At 68.6% G+C, this 19,643-nt stretch carries 13 protein-coding genes and 1 pseudogene; 3 read left to right on the top strand and 11 right to left on the bottom strand.

What is annotated here, in order from left to right; all coding sequences use genetic code 11:
• Window positions 1-30: 30 nt before the first annotated feature.
• The 6 genes and pseudogenes from BTH_RS13895 to BTH_RS13870 all read right to left on the bottom strand — a co-directional run bounded on the left by BTH_RS13895 (window position 31) and on the right by BTH_RS13870 (window position 7,099).
• Window positions 31-744, bottom strand: a complete 714-nt coding sequence (locus BTH_RS13895) for a copper homeostasis protein CutC (RefSeq protein ID WP_009893291.1) — start codon at window positions 742-744, stop codon at window positions 31-33.
• Window positions 745-1,138: 394 nt separating this feature from the next.
• Window positions 1,139-1,960, bottom strand: a pseudogene (locus BTH_RS13890) (hypothetical protein).
• 14 nt (window positions 1,961-1,974) lie between these two features.
• Window positions 1,975-3,375: an alkaline phosphatase gene (locus BTH_RS13885; RefSeq protein WP_009893292.1), complete on the bottom strand. Its 1,401-nt coding sequence runs from the start codon at window positions 3,373-3,375 to the stop codon at window positions 1,975-1,977.
• Window positions 3,376-3,406: 31 nt separating this feature from the next.
• Window positions 3,407-4,846 carry an alkaline phosphatase gene (locus BTH_RS13880; protein ID WP_009893293.1) on the bottom strand — a complete coding sequence of 480 codons (1,440 nt, stop codon included), beginning with the start codon at window positions 4,844-4,846 and terminating at the stop codon, window positions 3,407-3,409.
• Between the two features lie 317 nt (window positions 4,847-5,163).
• Complete coding sequence (locus BTH_RS13875) at window positions 5,164-5,541, bottom strand: hypothetical protein (RefSeq protein ID WP_009893295.1); 378 nt, start codon at window positions 5,539-5,541, stop codon at window positions 5,164-5,166.
• Between the two features lie 268 nt (window positions 5,542-5,809).
• The gene (locus BTH_RS13870; protein ID WP_009893296.1) at window positions 5,810-7,099 is read right to left on the bottom strand and encodes an EAL domain-containing protein; all 1,290 of its coding nucleotides are present in this window, start codon (window positions 7,097-7,099) and stop codon (window positions 5,810-5,812) included.
• A 312-nt stretch (window positions 7,100-7,411) separates the two neighbouring features.
• Between BTH_RS13870 and BTH_RS13865 the strand changes: the two genes are divergently transcribed.
• Complete coding sequence (locus BTH_RS13865) at window positions 7,412-9,079, top strand: Na+/H+ antiporter (protein WP_009893297.1); 1,668 nt, start codon at window positions 7,412-7,414, stop codon at window positions 9,077-9,079.
• A 232-nt stretch (window positions 9,080-9,311) separates the two neighbouring features.
• Here BTH_RS13865 and BTH_RS13860 read toward each other — a convergent pair whose 3' ends face one another.
• The 5 genes from BTH_RS13860 to BTH_RS13840 all read right to left on the bottom strand — a co-directional run bounded on the left by BTH_RS13860 (window position 9,312) and on the right by BTH_RS13840 (window position 17,996).
• A complete protein-coding gene (locus BTH_RS13860; protein WP_009893298.1) occupies window positions 9,312-12,887 on the bottom strand; it encodes an indolepyruvate ferredoxin oxidoreductase family protein in 3,576 nt (1,191 codons plus the stop codon).
• Between the two features lie 217 nt (window positions 12,888-13,104).
• Window positions 13,105-14,127, bottom strand: coding sequence for an ion channel (locus tag BTH_RS13855; protein WP_025404063.1), 1,023 nt, complete (start codon window positions 14,125-14,127; stop codon window positions 13,105-13,107).
• 143 nt (window positions 14,128-14,270) lie between these two features.
• A complete protein-coding gene (locus BTH_RS13850; protein WP_025404062.1) occupies window positions 14,271-14,675 on the bottom strand; it encodes a hypothetical protein in 405 nt (134 codons plus the stop codon).
• 70 nt (window positions 14,676-14,745) lie between these two features.
• Complete coding sequence (locus BTH_RS13845) at window positions 14,746-16,449, bottom strand: S10 family serine carboxypeptidase-like protein (protein ID WP_011401731.1); 1,704 nt, start codon at window positions 16,447-16,449, stop codon at window positions 14,746-14,748.
• A 533-nt stretch (window positions 16,450-16,982) separates the two neighbouring features.
• Window positions 16,983-17,996 (bottom strand): sulfate ABC transporter substrate-binding protein, encoded by a 1,014-nt coding sequence (locus tag BTH_RS13840; protein ID WP_009893307.1) that lies wholly within the window; start codon window positions 17,994-17,996, stop codon window positions 16,983-16,985.
• Between the two features lie 293 nt (window positions 17,997-18,289).
• Between BTH_RS13840 and BTH_RS35170 the strand changes: the two genes are divergently transcribed.
• Both BTH_RS35170 and dapA read left to right on the top strand, forming a co-directional pair.
• Window positions 18,290-18,523 carry a hypothetical protein gene (locus tag BTH_RS35170; protein WP_227739568.1) on the top strand — a complete coding sequence of 78 codons (234 nt, stop codon included), beginning with the start codon at window positions 18,290-18,292 and terminating at the stop codon, window positions 18,521-18,523.
• A 131-nt stretch (window positions 18,524-18,654) separates the two neighbouring features.
• Window positions 18,655-19,542: a 4-hydroxy-tetrahydrodipicolinate synthase gene (gene dapA / locus BTH_RS13830; RefSeq protein ID WP_009893309.1), complete on the top strand. Its 888-nt coding sequence runs from the start codon at window positions 18,655-18,657 to the stop codon at window positions 19,540-19,542.
• Window positions 19,543-19,643: the final 101 nt, after the last annotated feature.

The raw sequence follows: 19,643 nt of genomic DNA, 5'->3' as shown, positions 1-19,643 counted from the left end.
GATGCGCGCGCCGCACGCGCAACCGGGGCGCTACCCCCGCGCCGCCGCGTCGAGCGTCGCGCGCGCCTTCGCGACGCGCCGCTCGTCGACCGGCGCGAGCACCTCGCCGCGCTCGCGCACGCCCGAGCCGAAATGCACGGCCCGCACGCCCGTGGCGCGCACGAAGTCGCCGAGCGCATCGACTGTGAGCCCCGCGCCGGCGAGCACCGTGCACGTCGTGCCCTCGGCGCGCCGCACCATCCGCGCGACGACATCGCGCGCATCGAGCACCGACGGATGCCCGCCCGACGTCAGCACCGACGTGACGCACGGCACGCGCAGCAACGTATCGAACGCGGCGTTCAGATCGCGCGCGACGTCGAACGCGCGATGGAACGTGAGGTCGCGCCCGTCGGCCGCATCGGCGATGCGCCGCAATGCATCGAGATCGATGTCGCCGTGCGCGTCGAGCATCCCGAACACGACGCCGTTCGCACCCGCCGCGACGGCCGCGCGCACGTCGCGCGCGATCGCCGCGAGCTCGCTCGCGTCGTAGCGGAACGAGCGGCTGTGCGGGCGCACGATCACATTGACGGGAATCGGCACCGCGGCGACGACGGCTTCGATCACGCCGATGCTCGGCGTCAAGCCGCCCTCGCTGATCGCGGTCACGAGCTCGATGCGGTCGGCGCCCGCGCGCGCGGCGGCTCTCGCGTCGCCGATCGTCGTCGCGATGACTTCGAGAAGGATCGAGGAAGCTGGCATGGGGCGGCCCGGGTCGAGTTGAACCAGCCAGCATCGTAACCGACGGCGCGAACGCGCGGCTCGGGCCGAAGCCGGCGACGAACGCAGGGCGGCTGGTGCGGCGCGCCGCGAGACGCCGCAGCGGCCGCTGCGGTCTTTCCCGCGCCTATTTCTTTCGGCCTTTTCCGCCACGCGCGATGCGCGATGCCGCTTCGCCCGGGCGCGATAGCGCGCCGCCTCGCCGAATCGCGTCGCTTCGCGTTGCTTTGCGTAGCGCCACCGGGCTTCATCGCGCCGTGCACGCTTGGCGCCGCCCCGGCGCCGCTCAATTCCGCCCGGCTCGATCCGGTTCGCGTCGCCCGTGACGCGCGACGTCTCCGGCGCGAATCGAATCGCCCGTCAAATCGAACGCCCGTCAATCGAGATAGTCCGCATACTCCTTGCGCGCATACGACTGCAGTTGCCGCCACGGCAGCACCTTTGCGCGCGGCGCGGGCGTGAGCGTCAGCTTGCGCGACGCATGGCCGTTCGCGCTGCGGTATTCGACGATGAGCGGCGCCTGCAGCGTGTCGCTCCACAGAATGCGATTGACGCCCTGCGCGCGCGGTGCGCCGACCGTCTGCTCGTACCAGCGCGTGCCGGGTGCGGGCCCCGGCCGCCCCTTCGCGGCGAGGCGCTTCAGTTGCGACGGCGGCGTGATGTAGAACGCGTTGTCCCACGAGCCGTCGAAGCCCGTCGTCCCGTACTCGGCGGGCGGCACCGCGACGACCGTGCGACGCACCGCATCGACCTATTCGACACCGATCTTGCCGCCGTCGTTCGTCACATGCCGCGCGGCCGCGTCGAAATCGAAATGCCGATGGCCCGCGTGCGCATCCGCCGTCGCCGCGGCGGGACGCACGCCGCCGCGCGGCGGCGGCGTGCGCGCGTCGGCCGCACCGTCGTGCGCATGTTCATCGTGCGCATGTGCATCGTCGGCTTGCGCGTGCTTCGCGCCGGAAGGCCTCACGCGCTCGATCCATACGTGCCCGTGCCGGCGCACCATCCGCTCCCGATACGTGACGGTGCGCGTCACGCCATCCGCGCTCACCGTCGTGCTTTCGTGCAGCAGCACCGCATCCAGATCGGGCGCGGCGTCGCGCGATGCGATCGCCGGCGCGGCGGCGAGCATCGCGATCGCGCCGAACGCCGCGCCCACGCGCCGCGCGACGATCTGTTTCATCGCGAACGTCCGCATCGCAAACGTTGCGCTCAAAACCCGAACACCGATTTCACGAGGCCGAACACCTTCGTGTTGTCGAGCGTGCCCTTGAACGCCTTCGCGTCGGCGCCGTCGGCGAACAGCATCACGTCCCCGCCGCCGTGCGTCTCGGAGCCCGCGCCGCCCATCCGCACGCCGACTTCCTGCAGGTACGCTTCGTTCGTCGCGCTCGCCGAATCCACCGGCGTGCGCACGTTCGGGCGATTCGCGCCGTTGCCGAACACGAGCGTCGTATACGTGTTGCCGTCCGCGTCCCGGTTCGGCTGGCCGTCGCGATAGCTGCGGCTGATGTCGAGCACCGGATTGCCGCGCTTCGCATAGCCGTTGATCGTCAACGTGTGGTCGTGGTCGGCCGTCACGACGATCAGCGTGTTCGACAGATCGACCTTCGCGAGCGCGGTGCGAATCGCCTCGTCGAACGCCACCGTGTCTTCGAGCGCGCGCTTTGCGTTCGTGCCGTGCAGCGCGTGATCGATGCGCCCGCCTTCGACCATCAGGAAATAGCCGTTCGGATTCTTCCGCAACACGTCGATCGCCTTCGCGGTCATCTCCGCAAGGCTCGGCTGCGTCGCGCCCTCGCCCTTGCCCGCGACGCGATCGAGCTCGTACTCGAGATGGCTCGTCGCGCTGAAGAGCCCGATCAGCTTGCCGCCGCCCGCCTGCGCGAGCTGGTCCTTCGTCGCCGCGACCGCGTAGCCCTTCGCCTGCAGCTCGGCGAGCAGATTGCGCCCGTCCGCGCGGCCGCGCTTGTTCGCGACCGGATCGTACGGCGTCCAGTGATTGCGGCCGCCGCCCATCAGCACGTCGACGCCGTCGCCGAGCGCCGCGTTGTAGCCCGCGCCGCCCGGCACCGCCTGCGCGGCGATGTCGTACTGCGCATCGCGATGGCAGATGTGCGAGTACGTCGCGGCGGGCGTCGCATGCGTGAGCTCGGTCGTCGTGATCGCGCCGACCGCCTTGCCCCGCGCCTTCGCGAGCTCGAGCAGCGTCGGCACCGGCTTGCCGTTGTTCGCGCCGCAGTTGTTCACCGTCTTGTTGCCGTTCGCGTCGCTGCCGGGCGCGACCGCGCGCGTGTCCGGCGACATCGACAGCACCTCGTTGTTCATCTTCACGCCGGTCATGTACGCGGCCATCGACGGCGCGCTGTCGGTGGTCTGCGCGTCGTTCGAGAAAGTCTTGATGCGCGCGGTGCGCGGCAGCGTCTCCATCGTCAGTTGGCCGGCCTCGCCGACCTTGTAGAGGCGGCTCGCCGTCACGGTGGCCGGCCCCATCCCGTCGCCGAGGAAGAAGATCACGTTCTTCGCCTGGCCCGCGGCGTGCGCCGCCTGGCCGACACCGCCCGAAAGGGCCGCCGCGGCGAACGCCGCCGCGATGCGCTTGATAGTCGACATCCTGTATTCCCCTGTTCCGTCGAGGCCGCGCTCAGAGCTGCGCCGCGCCGCGCACGAGCTCGAACACCTTGTTGTTCTCGATCACGCCGTGAAAGCCCTCCGCGCCGCGGCCGATCGCGCCGAGGAACACGTCGGTGCCGCCGTGCGTCTCGCTGCCCTTCGCCATTCGCACGACCGCCTCCTGGCGATAGTCGTCCGCGCCCGTCACCGCGTCGGTAAGGTTCGTGCCCGCGCGGCTGCCTTGCACGCGGTTCTCGCCGTTGCCGAAGCCGATGATCGTGTACGGCGCGCCGTCCGCGTCCTTCGCGACCGCACCCGTCTGATAGTTGCGCAGCACGCCGAGCACGCCCGGCTTGCCCGCTTCCGTCTTGCCCGTGCGCGCCGCGTAACCGTTGAGCACCAGCGTGTGGTCGTGGTCGGCCGTCACGACGATCAACGTGTTCTTCAGGTCCGGATCGGTCTGACGGACCTTGTCGAGCGTCGCCTTGATCGCGTTGTCGAACGCAACCGTGTCCTGCAGCGCACGCTTCGCGTTCGTGTCGTGCAGCGCGTGATCGATCCGCCCGCCTTCGACCATCAGGAAATAGCCGTTCGGGTTCTTCTGCAACACGTCGAGCGCGCGCGTCGCCATGTCCGCCAGGCTCGGCTCCTTCGTCGCGCCGCGGTCGAGGTCGTAGCTCATGTGGCTCGATGCGAACAGGCCCGCGAGCTTGCCGCTCTTCGTCGCATCGGCGGCGAGGAGCTCGTCGCGGTTCTGCGCGATCGCATAGCCCTTCGCCTTCAGCTCGTTCACGAGATTGCGGCCGTCCGCGCGCTTGCCGCCGGCGTCCTTCGGCACGAAGAACTGCGCGCCGCCGCCCAGCACGACGTCGACGCCGCCGCCGAGCGCTGCGTTGTAGCCCGCGCCGCCCGGCACGAGCTGCGCGGCGATGTCGTTCTCGGCGTCGCGGTGGCACACGTGCGCGTAGGTCGCGGCGGGCGTCGCGTGCGTGACGCGGGTCGTCGTGACGACGCCCGTCGCGAGCCCCTTCGCCTTCGCGATCTCGAGCAGCGTCGGCACCGGCTTGCCGTTGTTCGCGCCGCAGTTGCCGGTGAGACTCGCGCTCGGCTCGATCGCCTTCGTGTCGGGCGTCATCGAGATCACTTCGTTGTTCGTCTTCACGCCCGTCATGTACGCGGACATCGACGGCGCGCTGTCCGTCACCTGCGCATCGTTCGAATAGGTCTTCACGAACGCGGTCTCGGGCAGCGTGTCGAGCGTGAGCGCGCCGTCCTCGCCGACCACATAGATCCGCGCGGCCGTGAGCGTCGTCATCCCCATCCCGTCGCCCAGAAAGAAGATGACGTTGCGCGCGGCGCTCGTTCGCGCGCCGTCGTCCGATGCGCCCGGCGTCTTCGGCTCGTCGCTGCCGCAGCCCGCCGCCGCGAAGACGCTCGCGCAAAGGAGCGCGGCCAGTCTCACTCGCTTCATGTTTTTCGGCTTCCCGTTGGTGTGATTTCTTTCAGAAACGCGAGGACGATACGGGGGCGATATGACGCGAATATGAATGAAATTGAAAGACTGAAGAATGGAAATCGAATGGTTTCGCGCGGCAGACGGATGCCGCCGGCGGACGGCTTCCGGTCGCGACCGGCCGTTGCCGGGGGGGCCGGGGCGGCAAGCGGGGCGGCCCGCGTCGGTGCGGCTGCGCCGGCCTTGGGCCACGCATGCCCCGCCGCGAGTGATTCCCGGCGAACGAGCGCCGGATCAGCCGCCGGCGACGAACCCGCGATGGCGCCGCGCGTTCATCATGCCGCGCGCCTGAAATAGGCGGTCGCGGCCGGGCGATACAGGATGAACAGGAACAGCGCGATCAGCCCGGCGACGACGATCAGCATGCCCTTGAACGGCGTCGTGAAGGCGGAGATCGCAAACCCGACGAGCGCGACGAGCGCATAGAGCGTGCGCCCCCAGATCAGCCGCTTCAGTATCGCGACGCCGGCGACGAGATGCAGCCCCTCGCTGACGACGGCGATCGCGACGGTCGCCTCGAGCGGCAGCGGCGAATGTCGAAGGATCGCAACGGCGTTCGGATCGCGCAGCGAAAACGGCAACGAGATCAGCCCGATCACGTTCGAGACGATCACGAACCACGCGAGAACGGTCAACGACAGCGGTCTTTTCATGATTTTTCTTCGCGTTGTGCCGACAACGGGATCGCGCGATGCCGGCCCGGCATCGCGATGCCTCCGCGCATTCTCGGCTTCGCATGCGCAAAATGCAACGCCGTTGCGGCGCTTGGGCGCTTGGGCGCTTGGGCGCTCCGGCGCGCTGAGTGCGCTGAGTGCGCTGAATGCGGATCGAAATGCGGCGTACGCGAATCCGCAATGCAACGCGATGCGAAACACGCGCCGCGCAACCCGCCGCCGCGCAGGCGGCTCATGCGCCCCGCCGCTATGCGCTCATCGACGCTTCGTCGTCGATCCAGTCGATATCGCCGCAGAGCACGCACAGCGCGTCGTGCACGCGGACCGCGATCGACAGCGTCACGCACGGCAGCGCCTCGTTGATCGACAGATACGGCCGCGTCGCCTGCACGCGCCCCGGCGCGGCGATCGCCGACCGGAAATACGGGCGCCTCAGCCAGTTCGCGCCCTGCGCGTCGGCAAGCGGCAGAAAGCGCGTCTCGTGCCGCGCGCGATCCGCGCGCCGCACGACGTTGCGGCCCGCCTGCCGTCCGCGCTCGTCGAGCAGGAAGCAGCGCGCCGCGTGGTCGAGCGCGAGAAAGTTCCAGCAGACCTCGTCGAGCGGCTCGCCCGCCGCGAGGCGCTCGGCCGCGCGCTCGAACGCGCGCTGGTACGGCGCGAGCCGTTGCGCGTCGCGCCGCTCGGACGCTTCGGCCTGCTGGCGATAGCGCTCGGTCAGCTCGCCGATGCAAGCGGACGCCGCCGCGCCGTCGGGCAGCCCCGGCGCCGGACGTCCGAAGAAATGGCCCTGCACGAAATCCGCGTCGCACGCCAGCGCGATCTGCGCCTCGTGCTCGGTCTCGATCCCTTCGATCAGCACGAGCTTGCCCGCCTCGTGCAGCAGTGTGACGAGCCCGTGCAGGATCGCCGTGAGCCCCGCGCGGTGCTGCGCGTGCGACAGCATGATCCGGTCGAGCTTCACGATGTCCGGGTTCAGTTGCCAGATTCGTTCGATGTTCGAATGACCGGCGCCGAAATCGTCGAGCGCGATCAGGAAGCCCTGCTCGCGGAATTCGCGCACCGCGTCGGCGAGCCGCTCGATGTCGTCGGCGCGCTGCTCGAGCACTTCGAGCACGATGCGCCGCGGCGGGATCTCCAGCCGTTTCAGGTTCGCGAACAGCGCGGCGGCCTGAAACGGATCGGTGAGCACGCCGGGATGCACGTTGAGAAACAGCCACTCGCGCTCGGCGCCGAAGCGCGCGAAGTTTTCGAGATGCAGCGCCTGCGCGAGGCGGTCGACCTGCGCCGCCTCGCCGTGGCGCGCGGCTTCGCCGAATACGTCGAGCGGCGAAACCGGCCGGTCGAGCGCGTCGTGCGCGCGCAGCAGCGCCTCGTAGCCGACCGCGCGCATGTGCGACAGGCTGAAGATCGGCTGGAACACGGACGTGAGCGTCAGATCGTGGTGATGCGCGGCGACGCGCTCGAGACCGGACGTCATCTCCGCCTCGAAGCGATACGGCGACGCGGCGACGGGACGTTCCTGCTGGGCGATGGTCATGAAGCGGCCCTCCTGATGACGAAAACGTCGGCAGGCGAAACGTGCGACTCGCGGGTTTTCATCGGTGGTCCTCGGTTGTTCGATAGTAGTTGTCGGCAAGCATCAAGCAAGCTCCGTGCTCACTCGCGCGGCGCCGCGCCCCGCCGCCCGCGCCCCGGCACGGACGCGGCGCGCGCGTCGCACCACGCATGCATGCCGGCGGGGATTGCGCGCACCATCACGGTGCACCCGCGCTCGCGCGTCGCTTCACGCCGCCCATCTCGCGCGCACGCTACACTGCGTACCGTCGTTTCATCCCCGTTTCGATCATCGATGGCAATCGTCTTCACTGTTTTGATCCTGTTGCTCGCGGTCGCGCTGTCCGGCATCGCGACGCGCGTGCTGCCGCTACGCCTGCCGTTGCCGCTGATGCAGATCGCGATCGGCGCGGCGCTCGCGTGGCCGAAGTTCAACCTGCACGTCACGTTCGATCCCGAAATCTTCATGCTGCTGTTCATTCCGCCGCTGCTGTTCGCGGACGGCTGGCGCATTCCGAAGCGCGAGCTGTATCTGCAGCGGCGCGCGATCCTGATGCTCGCGTTCGGCCTCGTCTTCATGACGGTACTCGCGGTCGGCTACTTCGCGCATTGGTTGATTCCCGGCCTGCCGCTGCCCATCGCGTTCGCGCTCGCCGCGGTGCTGTCGCCCACCGATGCGGTCGCGCTCGCCGGCATCGCCGGCAAGGGCCGCATCCCGCCGCAACTGATGCACATCCTCGAAGGCGAGGCGCTGATGAACGACGCATCGGGCCTCGTCGCGCTCAAGTTCGCGATCGCGGCCGCGCTGACCGGCGTGTTTTCGCTGCGCGACGCGTCGATCAGCTTCGTGATCGTCGCATCGGGCGGCCTGGCGACGGGCGCGGCCCTCTCATGGCTGTTCAGCGCGCTGTCGACGCGCTTTTTGAACGCCGCGCAGGAAGGCGATCCGGCCCCCGGCATCGTGATGACGCTGCTCGTGCCGTTCGCGTCGTATCTGATCGCCGAGCACCTCGGACTGTCAGGAATCCTGTCGGCCGTCGCGTCCGGGATGATGATGAACTACACGAGCTTCTCGAAGAGCAGCACGGTCGCCGCGCGGGTGCGCGCGGAAAGCACGTGGGCGATGATCGAATTCGTGTTCAACGGGATGGTGTTCATCATGCTCGGGTTGCAGTTGCCGCACATCATCGGCCGCGCGCTCGTCGACGCGCACCATACGAGCGATGCGCTCGTCGGCGCGATGATCGGTTATGTCGCCGCGATGCTCGCCGCGCTCTACGCGATCCGCTTCGCGTGGGTATGGCTGCTGCGCTGGATCGCGAGCCGCCGCGCGGCGAAGCAGGGGCTCGCCGGCACGATGGCGGGCCTGCGCACGATCGCCGTGATGACGGTGGGCGGCGTGCGCGGCGCGATCACGCTCGCCGGCGTGCTGTCGGTTCCGGTCGCGCTCGGCGACGGCACGCCGCTCGCCGGCCGCGACACCGCGATCTTCGTCGCGTCGGGCGTGATTCTCGGCTCGCTCGTCGTCGCGGTGATCGCGCTGCCGCTGCTGCTGCGCGGCGTGCGCCCGATGCGCAATCCGCACGCGGAGGAAGAGCGCGCCGCGCGCGCGGCGGCCGCGCAGGCGGCGATCCGCGCGGTGGACGCGGCGCACGACGCGCTCGCCGTCGATCTCGACGAAACGGCCGCCGCGCGCTGCGCGGACGTGACCGCGCGCGTGATGGACCTGTACCGCCGCCGGCTCGCGGGCCTCGCCGCGGACGGCGCGACGCCGCGCGAGGAGGCGCGGCAAACGGAGAAGATAGAGCTGGCGCTGAAGATCGCCGCGATCCGCGCGGAGCGCGCGGTGCTCTACCGGCTGCGCGGCGAGCAGAAGATCAACGACGAGACGCTCGCGAAGCTGATGCGCGAAATCGATTTGTCGGAGACGGCGCTGTCGACGCGCAAGAAGGGAATCGTCTGACGCGGCGCGCGCCGCTGCATCGGACGACTAACGAACCGCGGCGAAGCGGCGAAGCGGCGAAGCGGCGAAGCGGCGAAGCGGCGAAGCGGCGAAGCGGCGAAGCGGCGAAGCGGCGAAGCGGCGAAGCGGCGAAGCGGCGAAGCGGCGAAGCGGAAACGCGCAAATGAAACGGCGAGCGGCCGTGCGCTTGTGCCCCCCGCCCGCCGCGTTTCATAGCCCGCTCACGCCATGCTCACGACTTCGCGACGACGATCGGAATCCCGCGCAACGCGCCCGCGCCCTTCATCTCGTCGAGCGCGCGCTGCACGGCGGCGCTTGTCGCCGCATCGATCGACAGGCGCGCGGCGAGCTCGCGTTCGCTGCGCTTCACGCCCGCGACGTTCGCGAGCTTCACGTGCCCGTAGCCGCGCGCCTTCGCGTGCAGCTCAGCGAGCCGCGCGACGAGGTCGGCCGTCTGCGGCGTCAGCACCGCGAATGCGCGGCGCATCGTCGTCTCGTAGTCGTCGGCGAGCGCACGCTCCATCCTGCGCTCGACGGTGCGGCCGAACGGATCGAGCCGCGTGCCGCGCAGGCCGCGCACGCGCGCGAGCACGCCGAGCACCGGCCACAGCCACTGCCCGAACACCTGCTTTCGCGGCGCGGCGCCGTTGCTGCCCGCCTTCGCGGTCGCGGGCGGCGCGAGATTGAACTTCACGCGAAAGTCCCGGCCGGCCGCGCCTTCGAACTGCGCTTCGAGCGCCGCGCGGAACGCGCCGTCCGTGTAGAGCCGCGCGACCTCGTACTCGTCCTTCACCGCGAGCAGCCTGTAGAACGTCGTCGCCACCGCGCGCGCGACGCGCTCGGCGCCCGTCGCACGCGCCGCGCCGACGAGCGCGCGGTAGCGCTCGGCGTAGCGTGCGCCGCCGTATTCGGCGAGCCGCGCCTCGCGATCGGCGACGATCGCATCGAGCGTCTGCGGCGGCAGCGGCGCGTGCGCCGGATGGCGCGCGTCCCACAACGCGTCGAGACCCGCCGCGTCGGCGGCCGCCAGCCGGCCGATCGAGAACGCGAGCCGGTTCATCGGCACGGCAACGTTGTTCAGCTCGATCGCGCGCATCATCGCGTCGAGCGACACGGGCACGAGCCCCTGCTGCCAAGCGAAGCCGAGCATCAGGATGTTCGCGCCGATCGTGTCGCCCAGAAACTTCGTCGCGAGCGCCTGCGCGTCGCAGCGCGACAGGAAGCCGTCGCCCGCCGCATGCCGCATCTTCTCGACGAGCGCGTCCGCGTGCAGGCTCGCGTCCGGATCGCGCACGAACGCCGCGTTCGGAATCGCGTGCGTATTGACGACGATTCGCGTGCGCTCGCGGCGCACCGTCTGCAGCGCATCGGCGCTCGCGCCGACGACCATGTCGCACGCGAGCAGCACGTCGGCCTGCTGCGTGTCGATGCGCACCTGATTGAGCCACGCATCCGACGACGCGATCCGCACGAACGACAGCACCGAGCCGCCCTTCTGCGCGAAGCCCATGAAGTCGAGCACCGACGCGCTCTTGCCTTCGAGATGAGCGGCCATGCTGACGAGCGCGCCGACGGTCACGACGCCCGTGCCGCCGACGCCCGTCACGAGCATGTCGTACGGCGCGTCGGCCAGATGCGTCGCGGGGCGCGGCAGCGCTTCGACGCGCGCGGCGAGCGCGGCCTCGTCGAACGCGACGCCCGCCGCCTTCTTCAGCTTCGCGCCCTCGACCGTCACGAAGCTCGGGCAAAAGCCGTTCACGCACGAAAAATCCTTGTTGCATGACGACTGATCGATGCGCCGCTTGCGGCCGAGCGTGGTCTCGACGGGCTCGACCGACAGGCAGTTCGACTGCACACCGCAATCGCCGCAGCCTTCGCAGACCGCTTCGTTGATAAAAAGCCGCTTGTCCGGATCGGGGAACTCGCCCTTCTTGCGGCGGCGGCGCTTCTCGGCCGCGCATGTCTGGTCGTAGATCAGCACCGTGACGCCCGGCGTCTCGCGCAGTTCGCGCTGCACCGCGTCGAGCTCGCGGCGGTGATGGAACGTCGTGCCCTTCGGAAACAGATCGTGGTGGCCGTCGTACTTCTCGGGCTCGTCGGACACGACGACGAAGCGCGACACGCCTTCCGCCTCCACCTGTCGCGCGATCTGCGGCACCGAGATGCTGCCGTCGACAGGCTGGCCGCCCGTCATCGCGACCGCGTCGTTGTAGAGGATCTTGTAGGTGATGTTCGCGCGCGCGGCCACCGCCTGCCTGATCGCCAGGATTCCTGAATGAAAGTACGTGCCGTCGCCGAGATTCTGGAACACGTGGCGCGTGTTCGTGAACATCGCGTGCGCGGCCCAGTCCACGCCCTCGCCGCCCATCTGGATCAGGCCCGTCGTGTCACGATCCATCCACGACGCCATGAAATGGCAACCGATTCCCGCCTGCGCGATTGAGCCCTCCGGCACCTTCGTCGACGTGTTGTGCGGGCAGCCCGAGCAGAAATACGGCGTGCGCCGCACCACGTCCGCCTCGTTCGACAGGATGCTCGGCGCGACGAGATCGACGACCCGCTCACGGCGATCGAGCGCGCTCTTGTGGCGCGCGAGCCATTCGGCGAACACGGGCAGGATGCGCGACGGCCGCAGCTCGCCGAGCTCGGACAAGAGCGGCGCGCCGGCGGCGTCGTGCTTGCCGAGCACGACGGGCCGCGCATCCGGCGGGCGGTTATACAGATGATCCTTGATCTGCTGCTCGATCACGGGGCCTTTCTCCTCGATCACGAGCACTTCGGACAAGCCGTCGACGAACGCATCGATCCGCGTCATCTCGAGCGGAAACGACAAGCCGACCTTGTAGATCCGCACGCCGGCCGCGTCGAGGTCCGCAACCGTCAGATCGAGCCGGCGCAGCGCCTCCATCAGGTCGAGATGCGCCTTGCCGCACGTGACGATGCCGATGTTCGCGCGCGCGCTTCTCGCGATCCACTTGTCGATGCTGTTCGCGCGCGCGAAGTGGCGCACCGCATCGAGCTTCGCGGCGAGGCGCGCCTCGATCGTCAGGCTCGGCAGGTCGGGCCAGCGGTTGTGCAGGCCGCCAGCGGGCGGCGCGAAGCCCTCGGGCGCGGGCCAGCGCACTGTCAGCGCGTCGAGATCGACGGTCGAGCCGGACTCGACCGTCTCCGAGATCGCCTTGAAGCCGACCCACGCGCCCGAGTAACGCGACAGCGCCCAGCCGTACAGGCCGAATTCGAGCATGTCGGCGATGTTCGACGGATTCACGATAGGCATGTGCCACGCGATCATCGCGAAATCGCTCTGGTGCGGCATCGACGACGACACGCAGCCGTGATCGTCGCCCGCCACCACGAGCACGCCGCCGTGCGGCGACGAGCCGTACGCGTTACCGTGCTTGAGCGCGTCGCCCGCGCGGTCGACGCCCGGCCCCTTGCCGTACCACATCGCGAACACGCCGTCGACGGTGCGCTCCGGATCGGCCTCGACACGCTGCGTACCGAGCACCGCCGTGCCGCCGAGCTCTTCGTTGATCGCCGGCAGGAAGCGCACGCCGCTCGCGTCGAGCTGCTTCTTCGCCTTCCACAGCTGCTGGTCGACCATCCCGAGCGGCGAGCCGCGATAGCCGCTGACGAAGCCCGCGGTGTTGACGCCTTGCGCGGCGTCGAGCGCGCGCTGCATCAGCAGCAGGCGCACGAGCGCCTGCGTGCCCGTCAGGAAGATGCGGCCGCGCGTTGCGGAAAGATTGTCGGTCAGGCGATAGTCGGCCAACGCGGGCGGGCCGTCGATCGGCAAGCGAGCGTTCATGGTTGTCTCCTCGATGTGCTGTTCGCCGTTGCGGCATCGCGTCGCGCCGGAAAGGCGCGCCCCTCTGTTTCGATGCACAACGCAATGCGCTTTATTTTTTTACGCCAATAGAAGAATTTTTTTGCTCATCTTGATATCGATCAGCGTTTTATCGAAAGACAGCTGAAGCTTTGATTGCAATTCGAGAAAGATTTCGCTTCCGGCGCGCGCGACGGGGTCAGACCGGGCGGTCGTCGCCTCCGCCGGCAGGCCTCGCGCCGTTCGCGTCCGCACCCGACGCCTCCACGACGGACGCGTCCGCCGCCTGCCGCTCGACCGGCTCGATGTCGTCGAAGCGCGTGTAATCGATGTGCGTCATGCCGTCGACGTCGCTCATCAGGTCGACGTAGCGGTGATGCCAGCGGATCTCGGCGTGCTCCCATGCGTGGCGCGCCTGCATCACCTGCGCGGTGGTCTCGTCGGAACCCTCGATCATCACGAGCAGCATCGCGCTGCGCTCCGCGAGCGACTCGGGCGTCTCGCCGAACAGCGGGCTCGACTCGTTGATCACGTGCATCATGTTCCAGCCGAGCAGGAAGATCGGATGCTCGCTGCGCACGAGCTTCAGATCGTGGATCTTCATCAGCGAATACCCCTCGGACGAGCGCTCGCGCCGCATCAGCCGCATCTTCGCGCGCGCCTCGGCGATCACGTTCTGCCGCGCGTTCGCCGCGCGCACCATCAGCGTCATCCGGCCGTTGAGCGGGCGCACGATCGCATGGCGCGCGAACATGATCTTCGCGCGCGGCCGCGCGAAGCGCGCGAACACGAGCCCGGTCGACAACGCGATCCCCGACATCCCGACGAAGATCTCGAGCGTCGCGACCATGTGCGCGTAGACGGTCTGCGGATGCATGTCGCCGTAGCCGACGGTGGCGAGCGTCTCGACGCTGAAGAAGAACGCGCCGACGAAACCGGGCGGCGACTGGTTCGCGATCGGCGCGTCGCCCAACTGGTAGAGCAGCGCGAACAGCGTATTGTTGACGACGAACAGCGCGGCGAGCGACGCGAAGAACACGGGCCAGCTCACCTTCAGCGCCCAGTAGTAGAGATCGCGCCAGACGGACGCCGGCATGCCGTGCGCGATCACCTCGCGCGTGCCGGACCAGATCCGGCGGCCGCCGCGCGGCGGCGTGCGCACGGGCGCGCCGTCTTGCGCGAAAGGATCGGGGGAGTGCGGGGAAGAGGGATCGACGTTCATCGCGGTCTCGCCGGAATCGGTGCGGCGAGCGTAGCACGCGGCGAGCGCGATGCGCGCGTCGCGCGCCCGGGGCCCGCGCGATTCGCGGCGGCGGCGCGCCCGGCCTTCGGCGGGCCGGACGCGCCGCCCGTCAGCGCATTCCGTTACTGACGCTGCTGCTCGATGAACTGCTGGACCTGCTTGAGCGTGACCTTGCCGGTATGCGCGGCATCGATCTCGTCGAAATGCTGCGCGACGTAGCCGAGGCCGCCTGCCTGCGCCTGCGCCTTCGTGACCGCCGCGCCGTTGCGAAGCGCGCCGCTCGCGCCGAGGCTCGCGGCGAGCCGGCTTTGCGCCTGCTGCTGCAACTGCGCGCCCGTCGTCGCCGAAGCCGATGCCGGCACGGCGGACGCGGCCTTCGGGAAGAACGGACCGTCGACGCCGCCGTGCAACGGCGCAACAGACGAGACGGCCTGCACGGTTTCGGCGGATGCGCCGCTCGAACACGCGGCGGCGAACGCAAATGAGGCCGCCGGAAGGATGCGTCGCAACTGGAGAATAGGGAACATGTCTGGACTCGCAATATCGGGGGTTCAACGGAGCGGGCCGCGCGCGTGACGCGGCCCGCTCGCCGCAATCTCAGCGGGCCGCGGCGGCCCGCGCGATCTTCGCCGTCGGCGTGTTCGCCGGGCTTTCGTCGGGCCACGGCGACGGCAGCGCCGCGAGCGTCAACGCGTTCGCCACCGGCCGGTTCTGATAGAACGCGACGAGATCCGCCTGCATCTGCGGCCTCGCGACGTCGTCCAGATAGATCATGTGGCCGCCCTGATAGAACGTGACCTGCAGGTTCGGATTGAGGCCGGACACCGTCTGCAGCCGCGCGAGCTCCTTCTCCGTTTCGAAATACGGCGTCGCGAGATCATGATAGCCGTTCGACGCGAGCACCTTCAGCTTCGGATTCAGTTGCAGCGCGGCGAGCAGATCGGGAATCGTGTCCGGATACGGCTGCCCCGCGTGGCTGAAGTTCCACGCGCCGATGATGGCGGGATTCAGCGTCTGATACGTTGCGTTCGGCGCGGTGTAGCCGAGGTAGTTCGGCATCTGCGAGGCGAGCGCATTCGTGAACGGCGTCGAGATCAGGATGTCGGACGGATCGTCGTCGCTCGCGAGGCGCGCGTCGCCGTTCGGCAGCGACACGCGGCCGTCGTAGCGGCCGATCGTGTAGCCGGGCACAAGCGTCGTCTGGCCGGGCGACGCCTCGGTGTCGTAGAAATACTGGAAGTACGCGGCGAGCGACGCCGTCGTCATGCTCGTCTGCGTCGACCAGGCGGCGAGCGTGCCGGCGTCCGGCGACACGGGCGGCGAGGCCGTCGCGTAGTGGACGATCGGCGTGTACTGCGCGGTCGTGAAATCCTGGATGCGCTGCGCGTACGCGCCGAGGTTCGTCGGCGACGGCGACACCTGGTTGAAGTACACGGCCACCTGCGCGTACGACGGCAAGGTGCCTACCGCCTGATCGCCCGTGGCCGCCATGTAGTTCAGGATCGACGACTGCAGCACGATGCCCGTGAGCGGCACGCCCGCCGATTCGAGCGCGAGCGCGAGCATGTCGGTGCGCGGCGTGCCGTACGATTCGCCGTACAGGTAGATCGGCGAGCCGCCGCGGCCGTTGACCGATAGATAGCGGCGAATGAAATCACGCATCACCTTCACGTCGGCGTCCGCGCCCCAGAACGTCTGGTTCGTGTTCGGCTGGATCGCCTCGGACAGGCCCGTGCCCGGCGGATCGATGAACACCATGTCGGTGGTCGCGATCAGGCTTTCCGGGTTGTCCACGAGCGGGAAGTTCGGCCAGTTCGTCATCAGCGGGTCGGGCGTCGCGACGCGCGTCGGCGCGAACGAGCCGAGCCGCAGCCACACCGACGACGAGCCCGGGCCGCCGTTGTAGAAGAACGTGACGGGCCGCGGCGAGCCGTCGCGGCTCGGCACCGTGTACGCGACGTACGACATCGTCGCCTGCGCGTTGCCGCTCGGATCGTAGGCCGTCAGATGCCCGGTCGTCGTCAGGTAGTCGACCGTCGCGCCGTTCGCCGACCACTGATGGCTCATCACCGCGGCGCGCTCCGATACCTGCGACGCCGGCAGCCCGTCGCCCGCCTTCGGCGAGTACGCGGTCGTGTCCGTGTACGGTTGATTGAGCTGCGCGGGTGTCGTGGTGCTCTGCAGATCGTCGCCACACCCGCCGAGCGCGAACAGCATGGCTGCGGCGGCGGCAGCCGCGGCCGACATCCGGCCGTACGATCGCGTCGGGCCGGCATACCCTCCATCCATCGATTTTTTCATTTTCGCTTTCTAATTATTTCAAAGACGTAAGATATTGCAACGCAATATCTCCCTCGATAAAGTCTCAATTGATTTATTCAATTTCGGCGCATCGTAATAATGAAAAAATGGCGCGTCAACCGTCGAAGCCCACTATTCGCTCACCATTCGCCGATCGATCGACAATCGACGAATGCAATCGCATTTGCCTCTGTTCGGAAATCAATCAAGCGCCGTTTGTGAGGCCTCGCGCACATACCGCTTGCCTCGGCGCGCGAACATTTGTTGCGCGCACAACGAACCGGCAGACTGCCGCGCGAACGCGACCGAAGGAGGAGCGAGCCCTGCCTCGAATGCCGAAATGCAGGAAATCATTCGGCATTCGAATCATCAAAGGAAACAAAAACGGGCGCATTCCGATTCAATGGAATGCGCCCGCCAATTTTCGAATGGATAATGTAAGAATTATCCGGCCCGCGAATCATGAAACGGCCGCGCCGCGATGACGGCCCGCGCGGGTGCCGCCCGGCGCCCGCAATGCCGCCCGGCGGCGCTTACCTCCGGTCGACGATGATCTTGTCGAACGTGCCGCCGTCGGCGAAATGCGTCTTCTGCGCGTTCGCCCAGTTGCCGAAGATCTGCTCGACGGTAAACGTCTTGAGCGGCTTGAACTCGCTCGCATGCTTCCTCAGCACGGCCGCGTCGCGCGGACGCAGATGGTGCCGCGCGACGATCTCCTGCGCGGCGGGCGAGTACAGATAATCGAGATACGCCTGCGCCGCGCGGCGCGTGCCCTTCTTGTCGACGACCTTGTCGACGATCGCCACGGGCGGCTCCGCGAGAATGCTGGCCGACGGGTAGACGGCGTCGAAGCTCGCGCCCGCCGCACCCGTGCCGATCAGCGCGACCTCGTTCTCGAACGTGACGAGCACGTCGCCGATGCCCCGCTGCGTGAACGTCGTCGTCGCTCCCCGGCCGCCCGAATCGAGCACCGGCACGTTGCGGAAGATCGCCTTCTCGAAATCGAGCGCCTGCTGATCGGTCGCGCCCTTCAGCTTCTGATAGCCCCACGCGGCGAGATACGCATAGCGGCCGTTGCCCGACGTCTTCGGATTCGCGATGATCACCTGCACGCCGGGCTTCGCGAGATCGCTCCAGTCCTTGATGCCCTTCGGGTTGCCGTGGCGCACGAGGAACACCATCGTCGTCGAGTAGGGCGAGCTGTTGTTCGGCAAGCGCGCGCGCCAGTCCTTCGGCAGCAATTGGCCGCGCTCGGCGAGCAGATCGATGTCGTTCGGCTGGTTCATCGTCACGACGTCGGCCTGCAGCCCTTGAAGCACCGACAGCGCCTGCGCGCTCGACGCGCCGTGCGACTGCCGCACCGACACCGTCTCGCCCGTCTTCTGCTTGTACGCGGCGACGAAGCTCGCGTTGATGTCCTTGTACAGCTCGCGCGTGACGTCGTAGGACACGTTCAGCAGCGATGTATCGGCGTGCGCGGCCGTCGCGAGCAGCGCCACGGCGACGCCGGCGACGAGCCGGCGGCCGATTCCCCTGTTGTGCTTCATCGTTGATGCTCCACTGGTGGTTCGACGTGAGTCGTCAGGTTTTCGCAAGCGACGATTCTAGCGGCGATCGTCGCGGCGCGAGCCAATCCGTCATGGATAGCGATGCACGAATGACGATTTGGCGACGACGGCGGTGAAGGTTCGGCGGGCGGTGATCGGGGGACGAGGTGATCCGATGGTTGGGGATTCGAGCGGCTCGGCGGCTTGACGGCTTGGCTATTGGCGCATCGACGATTCGCCGTTGCGCGCCGAAGCGCGCCGCAACAGGCGATCCGACGGCGCCACGAACGGGCATGGCCGCCGCGCCCGACGCACGAATCAGCGCACGAATCGGCGCGCCCGGCATGCGCCGCCACGTCGCAGCCGCTCGCCATCTCGAGCGCGATGGTGCTAAGATCGCCGCTCAGCCTATTTATCATTCAGCCATGCCCGCCGCATTCGATTCGCGTTCGCTGTCGCTGCCCGCCGCGCTTGCGGCGTGCGCGCGCATGGCCGGGCTGAACCTCAAAAAACGACTCCCCAACTGACGGGGACGTCGTGTCCCGTCAGGCGATCGCCGGACGGGATGCCCGCGTGTTGACTCACTCTTCGCATACCTCGATCCGGCGCCGGCCGGCAGGACGGTTCCCCCTCCACCCGTTTCACCTAGAGGATGCACATGCAATCACGTTTCGAAGGTATCTGGCTGCCGATCGTCACGCCGTTTCGCGCGGGCGAAATCGACCATCCGTCGCTCGCGCGCCTCGCCCGGCACTATGCGGACGAAGGCATCGCGGGCTTCGTCGCAGGCGCGACGACGGGCGAAGGCGCGCTCCTCGACGCGGGCGAACAGGAAGCGATTTTCGCGACGCTGCGCGACGCCGCGCCGACGCATCCGATCGTGCTCGGCATCTCCGCGAGCGCGACGCACGCGGCCGCCAAGCGCGCGCGCGAACTCGCGGCGCTCGGCCCGAACGGGCTGCTCGTCACGCCGCCCGTCTACGTCCGGCCGACGCAGGCAGGCGTGCGGCGGCACTTCGAAGCAATCGTCGAAGCGGCGGATCTGCCCGTGCTCGTCTACAACATTCCGTACCGCACCGGCGTAAGCGTCGAGCTCGACACGCTGCAGGCGCTGTCGCGCGATGCACGCGTCGTCGGCGTGAAGGAGTGCGGCGGGACGATCGAGCGGATGCTGCGTCTCGTGCACGAAACGCCGCTGCGCATCCTCTCCGGCGACGACAACCAGAATTTCGCGGCGCTGTGCGCGGGCGCGCATGGCGCGATCGCGAGCGCCGCGCACGTGCTGCCCGCATGGCACGTGCGCGTGCAAGCACTGCTGCGCGAAGGCCGGCTCGACGATGCGCGGCGGATCGCGGTCGCACTGCGGCCGCTCGTCGCCGATCTGTTCGCGGAGCCGAATCCCGCGCCCGTGAAGGCGCTGCTCGCCGCGCAAGGCTGGTGCGACAACGCGCTGCGGTTGCCGTTCCTGCCGGTGAGCGATGCGCTCGCGGCGCGGTTGATCGCGCATTGGGAAGCGCTGCGGCAGAGCGAGACCGCCGACGTCTGAGCGAATCGGATTGCGTCGATCAGGGGCATGTGCGCGATGTGGCGTGGCGACGGTTCGAATGTGTCGATTCGGGCGTCGCTTTATCGAGCGATGCGTGGTTT

Origin of the sequence: Burkholderia thailandensis E264 (assembly GCF_000012365.1) — a bacterium.
Lineage (GTDB): Bacteria > Pseudomonadota > Gammaproteobacteria > Burkholderiales > Burkholderiaceae > Burkholderia > Burkholderia thailandensis.
This window is presented reverse-complemented; position numbering and strand designations above follow the sequence as displayed.